The following is an 18711-nucleotide window of genomic DNA, read 5'->3' as shown; positions in this document are numbered from 1 at the left end:
CGGGGGCTCGCTCCTCGCGGGCACCGTCGTCCCGGGCGTCGAAGCCCGTGGAATGGCGGTGCCCGCGGTGCTTTCAGGTGCGTGGGAATCCGGCGGACAAGCCTTGACCCACAGTCCCCGCACTTGATTGAAGTGCGCGACCATGCGACTCCACGCTTGCGCCGCACTGCTACTCCTTCTCTCGGCGTGCGCGGCGTCGGTGCCGAGCCCAAGAGAGCGCGTGTCCCGGAACCCGGGGCTCGCCAACCTCCAGCGAGCGGCGGAACTGCCGTGGAGGGATGAGGGGCGCTGCGCCGTCCGTGAGACTTCCCAGCCATGGCCCGTGTTGGCGGAGAGGTGCTTTCATGCCCTCGACCATGACCGGGTCCGGTTCAATGACCGGACGAGACGATGCGTCGTTGCCTCGGCGGGCGCGGCTGCCATGGGAATCGGCCTCTGTGTCCTGGCGGCGCCGGAGCTCGTTGTAGGCACGGTCATCGGGATGGACGTGCTCGTTGACGGCAAGCGCTTCGACGCGCTGCAAGTCGGCGCGCGTGTGCTGTGGGAGATCAAGACCGACCAGTTTGACACGTACTCGCGCTTTCTCCAGAACCAGGCGATCAAGGATCAGGTGCTCGAACTGAATGAAGAGCGCGACATCGCGGAGGCCTGTGGATTTGGCTTCGTCGTTGGGGTGAGCAGCGCAGCGCACAAAGCCGCGCTGGAGGTACAGGCCCCCCTTCTCGACATCGTTGTCACGGGGTGCAAACGATGACCGCTCAAAACTCCCTCGTTCTCATCGTCTATGCGCCAGCGCTCGTGGACAATGACGGCCGCACGCTCGCTGTCGTCCATGCTTTGGAACGGGCTCTGCCCGGTTCGAGCCTGGAGTGGAAGGTTTCCGAAGACGGGCGTCCGATCATGTTGCCCCAGCGCGACGCCTGGCTTGCCGACGCGGCGGCACGTAGGGAGTTCCCTCTCGTGTGTAACGGTGACGAGAGCTACCCCGTAACCATCTACGGGCTTGCAACGAGCGCTCGCGCTGCATCGGCTGGCCAGGCGTTGCTCGACATCCATGCAGACCTGCCCCTGGATGCGGCAGGCATCTTGGCTGCAGTGGATGTGCTGTGTGGAGTAGCGGAGAGCGCACGAGCGTTCTGGGGGCATGCGACGCCGCACAGCGCGGCGGTGGAGATTTCGGGACAGACGAGAGCTCAGGCGCGTAAGCCAGGGGTTCCGCCACGGGGGCTACCAGCGCTCAAGTTCCCAGATAAGATCCGCTCGCCTGAGATTCCGCATCGCCTCGGATGGCTGAACTACTGGTCTGCCACCGCCGCACGCATTATCGGGTTCCCGGACACCACGCGTGACGCCGAGTTGCTGTCGCGGGCGCGGCGCACGGCATCGGGCGGCTGGGTCGTGCAGCTCACGGACGCGCCGCTCGATCTCGACAAGCCCGCCCACCTGGACGCGCTCCTGCGCGCCTATGAGCGCTTCCCGGAGATTGGCGGACGCTCAGCGCCTTGAAGCCCGCGGTTCCAAGTCCAGCCGCCTCCATCCCGAGAAGCCCAGCGCTCCAACTCCTGCACCGCGCTCTCCCGCGCCTCGGGCGACAGGTGCGCATACCTCATGGTCATCTCGATGGTGGCGTATGTCACGGAACATCCGGTTGACGCCATGGATGGAGATGAACGCATCGACCGCCGCGGTCTGCCCGTTGGTCTGCCCGAGAGGTCCATAGGCGAAGAGCTGGTTGTCGCCCCAGTCGTTGAGCGGGTAACGGTAGGGGAACGCGGGAGTTCCGTCAGGCTGTGCAGACGCGAAGACCTGGTCGAACTCCTCGCTCTGGAGGTGGATGACGCCCAGGTCCCGGCCCTCCACGGGCGTGCCGCGGAAGACCTGCTGAATCCAGACATGCGTGTCGCCCATGGAGTTGGTGCGGACGCGGCGGACACGGAATGACAAGCCCGGCGCGCGCGCGGCGAAGCGGCGCTCGATTTCGGCGAGCGCGCGGGCCGAGCGCTCTGGCTCACGGGCTCGAATCGCCGCGAGGGCCTTCTCGGAGACCTCGGGACGCAGGTTATCGGGCACGAGCGCGCCGGCGGTGGCGGCAGGCCCGGCCGCGGGGTCCACCTCCTCCGGTGGACCTCCCGCGGGCTCGACGCAGGCCAGCAGGCCCAGGACAGGGACAACCCATACCAGGTGCAGCTTCTTCATGACTCCCCCTCTGTGCTCCATCCCCGTCAGGCCCCGCATGTCACTCACGGAAGATGGAATTCACAGCCTGGATGGCCCTCCATGCGCCTGTCATGACGCGACGTCAGCCGTGAGGTCGCTCACGGCTCGCGGAGGATGAGCAGGCCGCGCGTCACGTCCACCACGTACACGTACCCGTCGCCCGGCACGCGGATGCCGATGGCGCCCACGAAGAGGCCCTCGGTGCGGCCCGGGTCCGAGTCGCGGAAGCTGTTGTAGTGGGCGATCTGCTTCGGCTGGGTGGGATTGGCCACGTCGAAGACGCGCACGCCGTCGGCGTACCACGCGACGTAGAGTCGCTTGCCCACGAGCACCATGTTGTGGATGGACGTCTGGCTTCGCATCCGCACCTCGCCAATCTTCACGATGTGGGCGGGGTCGCTGACGTCGAACACGCGCAGGTAGGCGTCGTTGGTCTCGCCGCCCTCGAAGGCGATGGTGCGGCCGGCGAAGGTGCCCACGGCGTTGGCGTGGCTCGAGTTGACGTAGAGGGGGTACTCGTACGCGCCGAGCGGCTTGGGGCTGGCGGGGTCCGCGACGTCCACCACGTAGTAACCCTGGCCCATCTGGTTGATGTAGAGCCGGTCCTGGTAGGCGAAGGAGTCGTGCGGGTAGCCGGAGCCGATGTCATTGGCGGGCACCGAGTAGCTGCCGAGCAGCACGGGCTGGAGCGGCGCCTTCACGTCGTACATGAGCACCCGGTTGTTGGGGGTGTCCATGGCGTAGAGCCGCTCGCCGTCCACGAACACGGTGTGCACGCTCGCCGCCGTGCCCGGCAGGCTGCGGACGAACTGCGGGTCGGCGGGGTTGGAGATGTCGTAGACGAGCACGCCCCGCTTGGTGCTGGCGATGTAGAGCCCGTCGCCCCTGGCCCACACGCCGTTCCAGGAGCTGTCGCCAGCGACGGTGACCGTCTTGCGGAAGACGGGGTGGGCCCGGTCGGTGACGTCGAAGACGGTGAGGCCGCCGGTAGGGCCGGTGCGGCCCTGGTCCTGGGACACCACGTAGGCGTGATTCTTCGCGACGTAGATGTCCGAGGGAAACCCCAGCTCCACCCGGTGCTCCGAGGCGAGGGTGAGGCCCCCGGAGGACTCGGGCTCGTCGAGCCGCTGGAGGCGCACGCCCTCGAAGGTGGCCAGGGTGCGCCGGGCCCCGCCGTTGATGCACCTCTGGAAGCAGCCGGTGAAGCGCTGGGCGCTCTCGGCCTGGCACCCGGCGTAGGCGGCGAGCCAGGTGCCGCCGTCGGGCCGCGTCTGCAGGCTGGCGACGTAGAAGCCCTGGCTGTCCACCTGCTTCTGGACGATGGGGTTGCCGTCGTGGCTCTCCGGGCCGCCGTCGGCGGAGATCATGAAGCTGCTCCAGTCGAGCAAGTCGTTGAAGACTTCGCCGCGCATGGACGCCGCGTAGATGGCGCTGGGCGAGAGCTGGCCGAGGGTGGAGGTCTCGCACGAGGAGAGGTCGAAGGACTCGCGGCTGCCGCAGGCGGGGCCCGTGCCCCCGTCGTCGGGGAGGACGAAGCCACAGGAGGCGAAGCGGCCCGGGTCGATGAAGTCGTAGTAGATGTCCGCTTCTTCGATGGGAACGTAGGTGCCGTCCCACTCGGGCACGGAGGCGTCCGCCACTGAGGCATCCGGCGAGGGGCCCGCGTCTGGAGTCTCCGGGGGATTGGACTCACAGCCCAGCCAGGAGGTGCACACGGCCAGCACGGCGAGCAGGCGGAGGGTTCGATGGGGCGTCATGGGTGGAGGCTCTCCCTTTCGATGCGATGGGCGCGCAGGGCTTCTGCGGCTGGCAGGGGAACGAGAACGTCGAGCGGTGATACCCATATCGATCGACCGCTCCGGCAACGGACCGCGGCCGCCCGCACCTTTCGACGCCGGAACCCCCCGCGTGCCAGCGAGGACACGGAGGGTCACCGCGTCCGCTTCGTGAAGAGCCCCTCGAGCAGCACCGCCAGGGCGGCCCGCTGGTCCGCGGCGTCCGCCCCCGCTTCGATGGCTAGCGCCGCCCGGTCGAACGCGGCCGACAGGAGCCCCGTCAGCGCATCCAGCGGCGCCTTCACGAGCACGCCCTCCCGCCGGGCCGCGTCCAGCCCCTCCCGGAGTGTCCGACCCGCATGCCGCAGGTCGATGGGGTCCATCTCCGCGCGGCCGAGCACCGCCGGCCCGTCGAGCAGCAACAAGCGCGTGCGCCCAGGCACCGCCATCGCCGCGAGATAGGCGTCCGCTCCGGCAAGCAGCGCCTGGCGAACCGGGAGGTCCGGCGGCGTGGCGCGCTCGATTTCTTCCGCGACGGCCAGGGCCTCCTGCTCGACCACCGCCCGGAAGAGCGCCTGCTTGTCCTCGAAGTGGTGGTACAGCGCGCCCCGCGTCACCCCCGCGGCGGTGGCGATGTCCGGCGTGCTCGTCCCTGCATAGGAGCCGTCCGTGAAGAGCTTCCGCGCGGCCGTGATGAGGTCGCCCCGCGTCACCTCCGTGCGCTCCTGATTCGTCCGTCGGGTCACCTTACGTTGCATACATGCAGCCTGTATGTTAGGAGCCAATGAAACATACAGACTGTATGTCGAACCCACCTGGAGGACAAGGGATGAAGACCACTTCCTATTACCCGGTGCTGCTGGCTCCCGACGTAGCCGAGGCCGCGCGCTTCTACGTCACCCACTTCCAGTTCAAGCCGCTCTTCGAGAGCGACTGGTATGTCCACCTCCAGTCGACCGAGCGTCCGGGCGTCAATCTCGGCATCGTCCGCAACGACCACGAGACGATTCCTCCGTCCGGGCGTGGGAAGACCTCCAGCCTGCTCCTCAACTTCGAGGTGGAGGACCCGGACGCCGTCTACACGCGCGTCCAGGAGGCGAACCTGCCCATCCTCCACACCCTGCGCGACGAACCCTTCGGCCAGCGCCACTTCATCACCGCGGACCCGAACGGCGTCATGATTGACGTCATCAAGCCCATTCCCCCGACGGCGGAGTTCGCCGCGCAATATGCCAGTGAGGCGCTGCCGACGCGGAGATAGGCGGCGGCCCGCGCGGACAGAAGTGAGCCCGGCTCGCACGGACCGGCGGCATCCATTGGGGTGCAGCTTCCGGAGCCTCCCACCCGACGCGTGGTGCCCACCTCACGCGCATCACGTCCGGAACACGGCGCGATATGCACGGTACCCACACGCGTTGTGTGCCATGCCGCGCGTCAGGGGCCGCGGCTCCACCCGCAGTCGAGCAGGGAATTCCATGGCAACTTCAGAGCCGTTCGCGCTCCGTGCACTCGTGTGCGCATTCGGGGCGTTCGTCATGTTGTGCATGGGCTGTGGTTCCGAACCCCAGACACCGGACAGCGCCGCGCCGCTCGTCCTCGAAGGTCCCATCGTCGCCGTGCCCCGCGCGCTGGCACCGGACTCGGTGCGCAAGCTTCGCGAGGGGCTCGGCGGCGCCGCCAGCGCGCTCCAGTCCAATCCCTCCGAGACCTTCTACCTGGCGCTGCGCAAGAGCGAGCTGGGCCAGCGCTGGTTCATGTCCGTCTACCTCAAGCAGCACCACCCGGAGTCCCTGACCGGCCGCAGCGGAGGTTCCACGCTGGGCGTCCGCGTGGTGTCCTTCCGCGTGCAGAACGACACGCTCTACGCGTTCGACGTCGACGACACCAAGGTTCGCAGCACGCTCTTCGACCCGGAGGAAATCATCGAGGCGTGGCCCATCGTCACCGACCACCGGGACTTCAATCGGCTCGCCGGCTCCGACAAGTACGTCCTCTTCGACCCCGTGCGAGGACTCGACCGGGTCATCGGCGTGGACCCCCTCCGCAACGTCATGTACGGGCCGGGCTTCGAGGTGGAGCTGGCCTTCGCCCAGCGCTTCCGCGAGCTGAAGGACGGCATCTCCTTCGAGAAGATCTTCACCGGCCACGGGCAGATTTCCTTCGATGTGCCGGGCGCCTTCCCGGAGGCCGACAACCACCGGATCACCGCCACCGTGAGCATCGCGTTCCGCCGCTACCAGGAGGGCGCGGGCTACACCCCCACGATGCCTCCTCATCGCGATCACTACTTCCTCGGCGGGGCTCGCCTCGTGCCCAACTCGGGTGGAGTCATGACGGAGGTGGCCTCGAAGTGGAACGTCCACCCCGGGATGAAGCCCATTGTCTGGGTGCTCTCCGAGGAATGGAGCGCCTTGCAGCAGGACCCCCGCTACAAGGACTATGACTTCCTCGGCGCGGCGAAGCGGGGCGTGGAGCACTGGAACGCCGCGTTCGGCTTCCCGGTGCTCACCACCCGCATGGCCACGCCAGGAGAGTCCTTCGCCGATGACGACAAGAACTTCGTCATCCTCGACCCGGACCCGAGCTACTCCACTGCCTATGCGAACCTGCGGGAGAACCCGAACACCGGCGAGATGCTCGGGGCCACCGTCTACGTGAGCAGCGCCTGGCTGGACGCGGCCATCGAGGTCATCACCGGGCAGTCCCCCGCCGCTCCCGTGCAGCGGGAGGTCCGGCCCGAGGCCGGAAACATCGAGTTGAGCTGGAACGGCATGGCGCCCTCGCGGCGGTGTGAGCTGTACACCTCGGACGTGGAGGCCCGGCTGGAGGGGCCACGCGGGCTGGCCGCGACTCTCCCCGGCGCACAGTCGGCCCTGCCGACGAAGGAACGGGTGGAGCGCTTCTTCACGGTCGTGGTGATGCATGAGGTCGGTCACACGCTGGGCCTGGCCCACAACTTCAAGGGCTCGCTCGGGTCCCCGACGTACTCGGTGATGGACTACCTGTGGGCGTTCGACCAGGAGAATGCCGGCGGAGGATTGGGGCCCTATGACGTGTCCGCCGTCCGCTACCTGTACGGCCTGTCCTCCACGCTCCCGACAGAGCCCTTCTGCACCGACATCGATCTCCTGAGGGACCCTGACTGCAACCGCTACGACATCACCGCCGCGCCGCTGGAGCTCTTCCACGGCCCTGCCTGGCGGGAGGCGCTGATGGCCGAACTGGAAGAGGGCGGGGAGTCCCCGAGCGACGGGCTGCTCAACAACGTCCTGCGGTACGTGCGCGCCAGCCGCTCCAGCGCCGAGCGGCTCCGCGCGTGGAACATCGCCGTGGAGGGCATCCAGGCCCCCCTGCCTCCAGAGGTGCTGGCGGAGAAGCCCGAGCATGGCCGAATCTCCGACGTGGAGCTCACCCGCATCCTCCGGCGCCTGTACCTGGATCCGCCCATCGATCGGGGCACCCTCAGGATTGACCCGCGCCCCGACCCGGTGCTGACGCCCGCCATCCTGGGGCAGGTTCGCGCCGTGCTCCTCAACGTCGATGGAGTGCGCGCCTACGCGTCGCGGCGGGGGATGGTGAGCCTGCTGAAGAAGCTGCAGACGTTCGAGGCCTACGCCATCCTCCGAGAGGCCCGACTCGCGGTGGAGGCGCAGATACCGACGCTGTCCGGCAAGGCGCTGTACGAGGCGGAGAACCTCGCCAGCCACCTCCAGCAGGCGACGTCGCCGTACTTCCCGTAGCGGTGGGGCTCAGCGTCGGACGGCGGGACGGCCGCTGGAGCGCCACAGCGGCCGACCTGAAGGGCCTAGAAGCCCACGCGCGTCATGGTGAAGGGCACCGGTGACACGCTGCCGCCCTTCACCAGGACGATGCCGGTGATCTTCCCGGTGAGAGCGCTGCGCTGGATCTGGCTGATGGCATAGAAGTCCCGCTCCGCGCCCGCCGGCGTCTTGAAGACGATGAGCGCGCCCGTCGCCGGGTTGTTGGGCAGCGCCCAGAAGGTACCGGTCTCCGTGTTGCAACCGTAGATGGGACACGCACGGCTCACCGTGCGGACGTAGCTCCCCTCCACGCGGTCCACGTACTCCATACCCGTCAGCGTCATGGAGGTGAGCTCCTCCGCGGCCGCTGGCGGCCAGTAGCGCGTGTACGTGCCCACCAGCCCGGAGAGGCTGTCCGGAGCCTCGTACACCGCGGACTCCGCCGTCTCCAGCGTCTCCGCGCCCTCGGGCCCCCGCGGCTCCTCACCGCCACAGCCAACGAACAGCCCGAGCCCGACGAGCAGCCCTCCAAGACGTCCAAGCGAATGCATGCGTTCCCCTGAGGTGTGGTGGTGCAACCTGTCCTGAATTGAATGTTGATTCAGGTTTCACCAGCACTACCGGTGCGTCATGGGACGGTCAAGAACTGAACCTTCTCCGCTTCGACGGTGAGCAGCCGAGCGCGACGCACGGCCCGCGCGTCGTGGCCCCGCGGCTCGCACTTTGTGTGCCGCCCGGTACCGCGATGGTAGGGTTCCTGCCGTGAGAGCGGAAAAGGTGTACTCGGTCGTCAAGACGCTGGGCCAGGGAGGCATGGCGAAGCTGTCCCTCGCGTACTCGCACCTCCGCCGCGAGAACGTGGTCCTCAAGCAGATGACGCTGAAGGCCGACGAGGCCGGCCGCGGGAGCTTCCTCAACGAGGCGCTCCTCAGCCTGAAGCTCACGCATCCCAACATCGTCCGCGTCTACGACGTCTTCGAGAGCCAGGGACAGCTCTTCATCGAGATGGAGTGGATTCCGGGGCGGACCCTGGAGCAGCTCCTCCGGGCCCGCGCGGCCACGGGGCTCCCCGCCAGCATCGTCTGCCGGGTGATGTACGACGTGTGCCAGGCGCTGCATGCGGCGCACCACGCCACGGACTCGCATGGCCGGCGGCTCGAGGTGGTGCACCGGGACGTCAAGCCGTCGAATGTGATGGTGGGCCTGGGCGGCGTCACCAAGGTCATCGACTTCGGCATCGCCTGGTCCGCGCGGGCGACGGCGCCGGCCGCGCATGAGCTGTTCTTCTCGCCGGGCTACCTCGCGCCGGAGCGGGCGCTGGAGCTGCTCAGGACGGTGCCCGGGGGCGACGAGGGCCTTCCATCCGAGCCGGTCGTGGTGGATGGCCGGAGCGACCAGTTCTGCGCGGGCGTGCTCCTCTTCGAGATGCTGACGGGCCGGCTGCCCATCCCTCCCTCCGCGGATGTCTCCGTCTCCGTTCCCAGCCAGGTGGCGCACTGCCAGCAGCTTGCACGGTGCCACGTGGACGTGTCGTCGCTGCCACCGGAGCTGGCGGCCGTCGCCGCGAAGGCCCTCGCGCGCAGGCCGGAGGACCGCTACGGCTCGTGCCAGGAGATGGCGGAGGCGCTGGCTCGGGCCTGCCCCCTGGCGCCCCCGGAAGAGGTGGGACGCTTCCTGCGCGAGGCCTTCCCCGAGGCGCAGCGGGAGGCCGAGGAGGGCCAGCGGGTACCGGATGCGACCGCGGAGGTCCGCACACTGGCGATTGGCGCCCTGCCCGGTCCCGCCGTCCTGGAGCCGCGCCGGGCGCCTCGCATGCCTTCACTGCCCGGCGCCCGGGGCGAGCCCGCCTGGGCCACCGCGGGGGCGCTGAACGTCGGGAGCGAGGCGCTTCCGGCACCGCCGCCCGAGCGCAAGCCGTCGCGGTGGGGATGGGGGCTGGCCTTCGTCCTGGTGCTCGGTGCGGCCGGGGCGGTGATGCTCCGGGAGAACGGGTGGCAGTCGGTGGAGGCGGTGCTCCGTGAGCATGGGGGGCCCTCGTTGAATGCGCTGCTCCGTGAGAAGGAGCAGCCACCGGGGGAGCCGCTCACGCCGGCGCCCGCGCCCGCACCCGCCGAGGTGCCGCCCGCGAGTCCCGTGGCGCAGCCGGAGACCGCGCCGGAGGTGCCGGCCCGCGAAGCCCCTACCCTCCAGGCCCCTCCGAACAAGAAGAAGGAAGTGAGGCGCGGCACGGGGGCCGCCGCCATTGCCGCCGGGACGGAGCCGACGGTCATCGGCAGCGTGGACGCGGGCAGCGCTACCGACGCGCAGCCGTCCCTGAACGTGGAGGCCGGGGGCTCCCTCGTGGACGGCGAGGCGGGTGAAGGCGCGCCGCGGGTGGAGCCCGAGGAGACCGTCGCGGGCGACGGCGCTCCGACGGGAGCACCGGAGGCGGACACGGGCGTGGCCGAAGCGCCCGGCTCAGTCGAGACTCCGCCGCCGCCATCGGATGAGCCCCAGCCCTCGGGTCCAGCGGAGGGCGGCGCGCGCGAAGTGGATGCGGCTCCGCCATCAGGGGCCGCAGCCGCTCCCGATGCCGGGGTGGAAGCCACGCCCGGCCCCCAGGAGTCCTAGCCTACGGACGCGAGGTCGACAGGTTCGGCATGGCAATCCAGCCCCAATGGCCGGACTGGACGTAGCCATACAGGAAGCTGAGGCGGGTCGAGACCTGCACCGCGTTGCCGGAGCTGCAGTCATAGAGCGGCAGCGAGACGGAGTGCTGGACCTGCGCGCGCTTGAAGTTGAGCCCCGTGTTGTTCGGGTAGACCGCCTTCGTCGGTGAGCCCTTCCCCGGCAGGTTGGTGATGAGGTTGATGCGGCCGTTGCGCCCCAGGTAGTGGACAGCCATGTTGTTGGCGGGGCAGTTGTCGGTGATGTGCAGCCCCTCGTAGGGCGCGTTGTTCGACGGGATGATGTACCAGTCGCTGTACGTCCCACCCGGGTCGGGGGCCGGCCGGTAGTTCTGGGTCAGCCAGTTCATGATGTTGGTGTAGCCCGCGTCCAACTGGTCCGGACGAATCCAGCCGCTGATGCCGCCATTGTTCGTCGGCGCCGAGAAGGCCATCGCCAGGTAGTTCGGAGAGACGGTGGAGATGGTCTTCCGCGTCCCCAGGTTGATGCGCACCTGCTGCCCCGCCGCCACGGTGCCCATCACATTGCCCAGGCTGTCGTAGATGTTCGCGGGCGAGGTGGTCTTGAAATAGAGCGTCTTCGAATTGCGATTGCACAGACGCGGCCGCGGGTCACACTTCATTCCCCCCAGCTCGCAGTTGTTGGGCGTGTTGGGGGAGTCCACGCTCGGGCTCCCGGTTCCGCACGCAGCAGAGTCCGCGACGGTGCACGGGTTGGCGGCCCAGTCCGCCGTGCATTCTCCAGCCAGCTCCTGCTCAGAAGAGGCGAGGTCGTCCGGCCCCGCTACCACCGCGGGCGGCGTCACGTCCGCGCCACAGGCCGTGAGCGCGGAAACCAACAACCCGAATCCCCAACGACGAGAGAGAGACATCCGAATGTTTTCAATGAATGACATGTTGCCGGATCCTTTCATCGAGGCTCGCCCTGGTACGGCGGGGCAATTGTAGCGACCAAGGCAGCAGTCTCCCAGGTCAGCTGTGGCGCGGCGCCTGGCGCTGACGGCGCGGTTTCACAGGCGAGGCGCCCGGACGTCCTGCTGTCCATGGACGACATGGACAAGGGCCAGCCGGTGGCGGTGGGCGCGGGGTTCATCCAGACGAAGCGCAGCACCATCGGCAATCCGGGGGCCAATGCGCCCATGGCCGGCGCCCACGCGGTGAGCTGTACCGACGCGCTCCCGTGGCCCTACAGGACGAACACCTGGCTCAGCCCCATCCTGATGGCGGACAACACGTCCTCGGTGTACCTGGGGCAGGACGCGAAGGGGCAGTACCAGCGGCGCACCCTGGCGCAGCTTCCCGTCTTCCCTCATCCCTGGGCCCTCGCGTTCAACGCCTCCGGGCCCGGCGACACGGGCCTGCTGCTCATGCAGGAGACGGTGCGCGTGTTCGGAGGTGCGAACATCCCGGGGCCCGGCGGCCCGGGGACGAACTCGCCCGACAAGCTGACGCAGCTCAGCTCCGTCTTCGAAGCCCAGCTCCAGGTCCTGCCCGGGTTCCTGCCCCAGGCCCTCAAGGTCCACCGGATGGGCGACTACGACGCGCAGCTCGTCATGCGCGCCGCGGATGACGCCGCCCGGCCCGCCTTCCTGGCCTCCAACGCAGAGCTCCAGCTGGGGGTCGTGCGCGGGAGCCCGTTGCTCTACTTCACGGCCATCAACCTCCCCAGGGTCGAGTTCAGGTCCACCACGGACGCGCCCGTCATCGGCTTCGGCACCGTCGAGGTCGGCGGCGTGAAGCTCTCCTGGTGCGTGCAGCGCAACACCGTCTTGTTCTTCCCGAGCGGCACGGCCCGCTACCAGAACTCGTCGGCCACCGACTGGACGCTCACGTTCAACGACGCGATGGCGAGCAACTACTTCGTCCTGGGGACACTGCCCGACAACTGGTTCGACGGCGCCGACGCACTCACCCAGCTGGCCGAGGCCGCGTTCTCATACCCCACCGGCTCCACCGTCGCGTACACCTACGACTCCACCGGACAGACAGTGGACGCGACGTACACGCTACAGACGAAGAACGTGCTCGGCCTGCAGGTGAACCGGGCAATCCACGGCCTCCTCCCCGGCCACTACCTGCCGAGCCCGATGCAGGACAACACCCCGGTCCTCCAGGGGAACCCAGCACCGCTCCAGAACAAGGCCGGCAAGCAGCTGTGCTTCCTCACCGTGCGCGGAGAGCTCCGGGTCTTCGACACCCCCAGCTTCACCTGCCGCTTTGCCTACCCGGGCATCCTCCCATGGCTGCCACCCCTGGACGCGGACGACCAGGAGGGCCGGGCGACGCTGGAGAAGTGGGTCGACGATGTCTTCGTCCGACGGCACGGCTTCGACAATCCGCCCTACACCAACGTCAACGCCCTCCAGGGACAGCTGGCCTACACGCTGGGCAAGTTCCTGACGCGCAACATGGTCGCCGTGCCCTCCATCGCGGAGACGCAGAACGACGCCGAGCTGGCGGAAACCATCACCCACGCCACCAAGGCCGCCATCGAGCTCTACTTCCGCAAGGACCCCACGTACACCCAGCAGGTGCCCGGCGCCGCGCCCTACTACGCCGTCTACGACTCCGAGGTGGGAAGCCTCTTCCAGTACCCGAACGGACAGGGCCCCAGTGTCATCTTCCCTTCGGACACGGACGTGCCTCCCTACGAGAGCTTCGGTGCCATCACCCGTCTCAATGACCATCACTTCCACTACGGCTACTTCATCTTCGCCGCGGCGCAGATTGCCCTGCGCGACCCGGCCTGGGGCGCGCAGTGGAAGGACGCCATCAACCAGTACGTCTTCGACGTCGCCAACACCCCCGCCATCAATCCCAGTCCGCTCTTCAAGTTCCCCGACATGCGCTGCTGGGACGCCTACGAGAACCACAGCTATGCGGCGGGGTTCTCCTGGGACGACAACGAGGGCAACAACGAGGAGTCCATCTCGGAGGACATCCACTTCTGGGCCGGCGTGATTCTGTGGGGCGCGGCCACCGGCCAGCCGGCGCTGATGGAGCACGGCATCACCCACTACGCCGCCGCCGTGCACTCGTCGTGGCTCTATTGGTTCGGCGGGGCCGGCATCTACCGGGACCTCATCGAGCGCATCGCCGGCAAGGACTGGCCGGTGAACTGGCCCGGCGACGGAGTGGCCCGCCTCTTCGATGCCGACTCACGCTGGGACACCTTCTTCGGCATCCATCCGGTGAACGGCCGGGGCATCGCGATGATCCCCCTCACCTCCTGCTCCTTCTACCATGCGATGAGCCCGGAGTACGTCGACACCGTGGTCGCGGCGTACAAGGACTTCGTCACGCGCCATGACATCGACCCGCTCAGGCCCGCGGGGCTGGACACGCCCTTCACGACGAAGAATCAGTGGCTCGGCTACCTCTACTGGTACGGCCTGCTCGCGAAGTACCAGGCCCTGGTGGACCCGGACGCCGCCCTCTCCTACTTCTATCCCGTCGCGCCCGACTACGACGTGGTGAACGGCATCGTCCCCAACGACAAGTTCACCGACGTGGGGGACTCGGGGACGTTCACCTACCACCTCGCGCGCTACATCCAGACGCACGGCACGCCCGACGTGTGGCTCAAGGCGACCGGTACGCCGTTCTTCATGACCTTCGTGGACGCGGCCCGCAAGCAGCGGACCTACGCCGCCTTCAACGCGTCCGATGCGCCGCGCACCCTCACGTTCACCGATGGCACCCGCATCGAGAACGTGCCGCCGCGCTCCCTGGGAACGAGGACGCTCCCCCTGCCTTGAGTCAGCGTCCGTGCTCCTCCAGCCAGGCCACGCCACACCTCACCAGGCGGCGTGCGTCGAACAGGTAGGACGGGGCCTGCGCGATGCGGCCCGCGCGGCCGCCTCCCTCCGCGAGGCACTGCTCGCCAATGGCCGTGAAGTAGTCCGTTCCGGCGGCGAGCAGCGCGTCCGTCACCGGGTCACTGGTGTCGAACTCCTCGAAGTCCACCCAGCGCCGCTCGCCCTCCACCCACATGGGCCGCTGGTACCGCATGACGCGCTTGCCGGGGATGTCCGCCAGGTGCTCCGCGTGGTGCAGCACCGTGAGCGTGTCCAGCGGCGCACCGAGCATCAGCACCTTGCCGCCCCCCTCCGCCAGCTTGTGCAGCGGAGAGCCCCGGCCATACCCGTACTGCAGCGGATGGTCCGCGCAGAGCCACTCCGCGCGCGCCCCGATGGCGGCCACGCCGGCATCCGGGTGGTCGCTCCGAACCGCCCCGGGCCAGGTGCGAAGCGTCTCCGCGAGAATCCCATGGTCGCGGCTCGCGCGCGCGGTGCGCTTGTCGAACGTGGGAATCTCCTCGCGGAGGCGCTCGTCCTCGAAGTCCTCCGGTTCGACCCCCATCTCCCAGTCCATGTACGCCATGACCGTACCGTCGGCGCCCACCGTGTCGAGCAGCGCCTGCGCCACGGTGTTCACCCCTCCGAGCACGGGGCCCAGCTTCCGGAGGCCCGCATGGACCATCACCAGGTCGCCAGCCTCCAGCCCCATGCCGCGCAGGTCCCCCATCAAGCTCGTACGGGTCGCCAGTGTCCTCTTCATGTGTGTCCGCGCCTCCTGACAGGCGAGCATAATTAGAATGGGTGTTCATGTTGAACTCCCGTGAATCCTGCGAAGCGGGTGTTCTATGCTTGGCGGCATGACCAGTCAGAATGGGCGCGCCGAGGATGCGGTGGCCGCCTTCAACCCGATGGCGCCGGACCAGATAGAGAATCCCTACGCGTTGTATGCGCGCCTGCGCCGTGAGCGCCCCGTCTTCCACAGCGCCATGTTCGACCTGTGGGTCGTCACCCGCTATGACGACATCGCCGAGGTGGAGCGGGACACGTCGCGCTTCTCCTCCGTGGGCGCGCTGGATGCCCGGGCCGAGCCGCACCCCGAGGTGCGCAACGTCCTCAAGCAGGGCTACCCCCAGTTCCTCTCCCTGGTGCAGAGCGACCCGCCGGACCACACGCGCATGCGCGCCGTGTTCGGCCGGGCCTTGAGCCCCCAGCACATCGCCGCGATGGAGCCTTCCATCCGGGCGACGGCGAACGGGCTCATCGACGGCTTCGTGAGCGACGGCCATGGGGACCTGGTGCAGCAGTTCGCCTTCGCGCTGCCGGCCTTCGTCATCTGCGACCTGCTCGGCGTGCCTCGCTCGGACATGCAGCAGCTCAAGGGCTGGTCCGACGACAAGACGCTGTTGATGTCGGCGACGGCGCCCATCGAGCAGCAGGTCGAGAGCGCGCACGGCTTCATCGCCATGGAGCGCTACTTCAAGGAGAAGATCCACGAGCGCAGCCGCAAGCCGCGCGAGGACCTGCTCACGCTCCTCGTGCCTCAGTCGATGGGTGGCACCGCGCCCTGGAACGAGCAGGAGGCGGTCTGCAACGCCATGGACCTGTTCTCCGCCGGCCACGAGACGACGACGGGCCTCATCGGCAACGGCGTGTGGCTGCTCCTCAACTCCCCCGAGCAGCTGAAGGCGGTGAAGGAGGACCCGAGCCTGATGCCCGCCGCCATCGAGGAGATCCTCCGCGTGGAGCCGCCCGTCCGGGGCTTCTTCCGCCAGGTGCTGGCGGACACCACGCTCGGCGGCGTCTCCCTGCCGAAGGGCGCCCGGCTGTTCATCCTGTACGAGTCCGGCAACCACGACGAGACGCAGTTCTCCGAGCCGGAGCGCTTCGACATCCGCCGCACGGACGCGAAGAAGCACCTGGCGTTCGGCAAGGGCATCCACTTCTGCGTGGGCGCCGCGCTGGCGAAGCTGGAGGGGCGGATTGCCTTCGAGCAGCTCCTGACGCGGCTGCCCAACCTGCGGCTGCGCACGGATGAGCCCACGGTGCGCCGGCCGTACCTGATGCTGCGCGGCTTCGAGCACCTGCCCGTCGCCTGGGACGTGCCGGCGTAGGGGCCGCGGCACGGAGCCGGCGCGGGGTGGCCTTCCGGGAGGACGGGCGGCTCCTCGCGCCCCGCGCTCACGCCGGCGGAGGCGGAGCGTTCACGAAGAGCTCCCGGAGCCGGACCTTGAGCCGCTTGAAGCGCTGCCGCAGCGCGGTCGCCTTGCGGCCAAGCGCCTCGGGCGTCAGCGGCTCGTCCGGAGCGGCCATCTCCCGGGCGATGTCGTTCCAGGACAGCCGACGATCGATTCTCAGCATGAGCAACCGCTGGTCCAGTGGCTCGAGCTGCGCGCGGAGGGCCCGGAACCGGTCCTTGTTCTCGGTGCGCTGCCAGGGCTGCGTCATGGAGCGCTCGCGCTGCGGCGCCTGGTCGAACGCGCCCTGGCTCACCGGCACCTCCCGGCGTGCCGAGGTGCCCACGCGGTAGCAGATGTGACGCACCACCCGGTAGGCCCAGGACCGGAATGAGCTCTCCCAGCGGAAGCCCGGCAGATCCCTCATCAGGCTCTCGCTGAAGGCGCTGAAGGCCTCCTGGGCCAGCTCCGGCTCCCGGAGCTGGGTCCTGATGAAGGCCATGAACTCGGTCCCATAGCCGTGCAGGGCGAGCTCGACAGCCTGGCCGACCTCACCTTGCGTGCAGAGCGCTCGAATCCGTTCCTCCAACTGCGCGCGTCCGTCCGTCCCCATGTGCTCGCCTCGGGGTCAAGTCGTTCGCAGTTAAGGATAGGCATTGCTCCCCACCCTCCCGAAGCGGACACCGGAGCCAGGGAGGGAGGGATGAGGGGACGGAGGGGGGCGCACCCGGCAGCGCGGCAGCCCTCAATTCGACAGGCTGACGTTGAAGTTCACCGGGTACGCGAGGTCCGGATGCGAGGGATGCTTCGACAGCTCCGCCTGGATGCGCCGCAGCCGCGCGAGCCATCGCTCCATGACGCGCCGGCCGCGCGGATCGAGCGCCAGCGCGGGGATGTCCTCGTCGAGGAGCATGTTGTACGGCTTCCACGTGCCGATGAGCGTGGTGATGAGGTCGAACGCGCGGCGCTGGTCCATCAGCGCACCGGTGATTGGCACGGCGGTGGGCACGAGCCAGCTCGGCGTCGAGTAGTCCCAGGCGACGTTGTTCAGGACGTCATGCTCCACGGTGGAGACGTGGATCAGCGTGGCGCACAGGCGCGTCAGCCACTCCCGCGTCAGGGGGCCCTCGAGCGGCCGCACACCGTTCGGCACGAGCCGCTCCAGCTCGGCGAGCCACCCGGCGAGCTCCGCGTCCAGGCGGACCGCCATGTCCCCCGCGTAGTAGAGGCGCAGGTACTCAGCGACATACGCATGCGTCGCCTCCCAGAGCTGCAGGACGTTGTCCCGGTAGGGATAGGCAAACGGCGTCCGGAGCGTGCGCCTCCGCGAGAACTGCGTCTCTGGCTCGAAGTCCCAGAAGTCGAACCGCCGCAGGTAGTCCGAGGCCATCCGCGCGAGCTCCTCGTGGTCATGCGAGAAGATGGTGGCGGAGAAACCGTCTGGACCGCAGAGCTGGAACTCCCCCACCTCGCGGTTGCCGATGAGCACGGTGTGGAAGCAGTGATGCAGCAGGCGGCGGACCGGATGCTCCGCACCGAGGCGGTTCGTCGTGGCGAGCGCGAAGGGGGTGAGGATCGCCAGGTGGGCCGAGATGTTGTGACGGAAGGTCGTCAGGTCCTCATTGAGCGCGGCGAGCAACGCGGCCCGGGTGCGCTCCGGGTCTCGTGAGTCCTTCGCCGTCCCGGGCGCGCCGTCGCGGTACAGGGCCGCGGTGACGAGGCGGCCATTGCGCTCCGAGAGCACGGCCTTGCCCCCCGGGCGGATGAGTCCGCCGATGGCGCGGTAGCCGAGCATCCACGTGAGGTCGATGACGTAGTCCCCGGGCGACGCCTCGCCTGCGCGCACCTCGCTGTCGTTCGCGCCGCGCAGGTACGAGCCGAACGGGCCGCGGACCGCGAGCTGCGCGAGGATGTCCGGCACCTGGCCAGGTCCAGGGCTCTTCAGCTCGGGTGGGACGCGGGGCGGCGTGGGCCACACCCGACGGAAGAACGCGGGGTAGACGGAGTCGAGAAACCGCTCCGGCTCACCGGGGACCGGCGGCGCCTGAGGCGGAGCGATGCGCCGGAGGACGGAGAAGGCCGCCTTCTGCAGCTTGAAGCGGACTAGGCGCGGCACCGCGTGCTCCGCGCGGGGGAAGCTCTCCGCGTCGAAGAGGCCGGGCATCGGCATGGCGGGAAAGGCCTGCGCGTAGGGCCGGAAGCGCACGGCGCCCCCCCGAGGGGGCTCGAGTGCATGGATGCGATGCGACTTGAAGCCCCCCCACACGAGGAGCCCGACGAGGTTGCGATAGGCGGAGAATCGAAGCTGGGTCAGCATG

Annotated in this window: 15 protein-coding genes; 7 read left to right on the top strand and 8 right to left on the bottom strand. The window is 68.7% G+C overall.

Annotation, left to right across the window (positions count from 1 at the left end; all coding sequences use genetic code 11):
• The first annotated feature begins 142 nt into the window (after positions 1–142).
• Both ACX9TP_RS21905 and ACX9TP_RS21900 read left to right on the top strand, forming a co-directional pair.
• Positions 143–754, top strand: coding sequence for a DUF6310 domain-containing protein (locus ACX9TP_RS21905; protein ID WP_482981666.1), 612 nt, complete (start codon positions 143–145; stop codon positions 752–754).
• Positions 751–1506: a DUF5953 family protein gene (locus ACX9TP_RS21900; protein WP_482981665.1), complete on the top strand. Its 756-nt coding sequence runs from the start codon at positions 751–753 to the stop codon at positions 1504–1506. Before ACX9TP_RS21905 ends, ACX9TP_RS21900 begins: the two co-directional genes overlap by 4 nt.
• Here ACX9TP_RS21900 and ACX9TP_RS21895 read toward each other — a convergent pair.
• From ACX9TP_RS21895 to ACX9TP_RS21885, 3 genes are all read right to left on the bottom strand, one after another.
• Entirely contained in the window at positions 1495–2196 is a 702-nt protein-coding gene (locus ACX9TP_RS21895; protein WP_482981664.1) for a hypothetical protein, read from the bottom strand. The two genes, ACX9TP_RS21900 and ACX9TP_RS21895, sit on opposite strands and share 12 nt — an antisense overlap.
• Positions 2197–2315: 119 nt before the next feature.
• Positions 2316–3974 (bottom strand): LVIVD repeat-containing protein, encoded by a 1659-nt coding sequence (locus tag ACX9TP_RS21890; protein WP_482981663.1) that lies wholly within the window; start codon positions 3972–3974, stop codon positions 2316–2318.
• Between the two features lie 173 nt (positions 3975–4147).
• On the bottom strand, positions 4148–4750 hold the full coding sequence (locus ACX9TP_RS21885; RefSeq protein WP_482981662.1) for a TetR/AcrR family transcriptional regulator: 603 nt from the start codon (positions 4748–4750) through the stop codon (positions 4148–4150).
• Between the two features lie 71 nt (positions 4751–4821).
• On the opposite strand from ACX9TP_RS21885, the gene ACX9TP_RS21880 reads away from it, so the two are divergent.
• Both ACX9TP_RS21880 and ACX9TP_RS21875 read left to right on the top strand, forming a co-directional pair.
• Entirely contained in the window at positions 4822–5253 is a 432-nt protein-coding gene (locus tag ACX9TP_RS21880) for a VOC family protein (protein WP_482981661.1), read from the top strand.
• 214 nt (positions 5254–5467) lie between these two features.
• Positions 5468–7732, top strand: coding sequence for a zinc-dependent metalloprotease (locus ACX9TP_RS21875; protein WP_482981660.1), 2265 nt, complete (start codon positions 5468–5470; stop codon positions 7730–7732).
• A gap of 65 nt (positions 7733–7797) precedes the next feature.
• Here ACX9TP_RS21875 and ACX9TP_RS21870 read toward each other — a convergent pair whose 3' ends face one another.
• Positions 7798–8304: a hypothetical protein gene (locus tag ACX9TP_RS21870; RefSeq protein WP_482981659.1), complete on the bottom strand. Its 507-nt coding sequence runs from the start codon at positions 8302–8304 to the stop codon at positions 7798–7800.
• A 211-nt stretch (positions 8305–8515) separates the two neighbouring features.
• Between ACX9TP_RS21870 and ACX9TP_RS21865 the strand changes: the two genes are divergently transcribed.
• Positions 8516–10363: a serine/threonine-protein kinase gene (locus tag ACX9TP_RS21865; protein WP_482981658.1), complete on the top strand. Its 1848-nt coding sequence runs from the start codon at positions 8516–8518 to the stop codon at positions 10361–10363.
• 1 nt (position 10364) lies between these two features.
• Here the strand turns inward: ACX9TP_RS21865 and ACX9TP_RS21860 are convergent, their stop codons facing one another.
• On the bottom strand, positions 10365–11084 hold the full coding sequence (locus tag ACX9TP_RS21860; protein ID WP_482981657.1) for a hypothetical protein: 720 nt from the start codon (positions 11082–11084) through the stop codon (positions 10365–10367).
• Between the two features lie 378 nt (positions 11085–11462).
• Between ACX9TP_RS21860 and ACX9TP_RS21855 the strand changes: the two genes are divergently transcribed.
• On the top strand, positions 11463–14177 hold the full coding sequence (locus ACX9TP_RS21855) for a glycosyl hydrolase (RefSeq protein WP_482981656.1): 2715 nt from the start codon (positions 11463–11465) through the stop codon (positions 14175–14177).
• 1 nt (position 14178) lies between these two features.
• Here the strand turns inward: ACX9TP_RS21855 and aac(3) are convergent, their stop codons facing one another.
• On the bottom strand, positions 14179–14979 hold the full coding sequence (gene aac(3), locus ACX9TP_RS21850) for an aminoglycoside 3-N-acetyltransferase (RefSeq protein ID WP_482981655.1): 801 nt from the start codon (positions 14977–14979) through the stop codon (positions 14179–14181).
• Between the two features lie 97 nt (positions 14980–15076).
• Here aac(3) and ACX9TP_RS21845 point away from each other — a divergent pair, with 97 nt between their 5' ends.
• Entirely contained in the window at positions 15077–16330 is a 1254-nt protein-coding gene (locus tag ACX9TP_RS21845) for a cytochrome P450 (RefSeq protein ID WP_482981654.1), read from the top strand.
• A gap of 67 nt (positions 16331–16397) precedes the next feature.
• Here the strand turns inward: ACX9TP_RS21845 and ACX9TP_RS21840 are convergent, their stop codons facing one another.
• Positions 16398–17006, bottom strand: coding sequence for an RNA polymerase sigma factor (locus ACX9TP_RS21840; RefSeq protein ID WP_482981653.1), 609 nt, complete (start codon positions 17004–17006; stop codon positions 16398–16400).
• A gap of 132 nt (positions 17007–17138) precedes the next feature.
• On the bottom strand, positions 17139–18710 hold the full coding sequence (locus tag ACX9TP_RS21835) for a lipoxygenase family protein (RefSeq protein WP_482981652.1): 1572 nt from the start codon (positions 18708–18710) through the stop codon (positions 17139–17141).
• Position 18711 lies beyond the last annotated feature (1 nt).

The organism is Pyxidicoccus sp. M15 (assembly GCF_056858435.1).
This window is presented reverse-complemented; position numbering and strand designations above follow the sequence as displayed.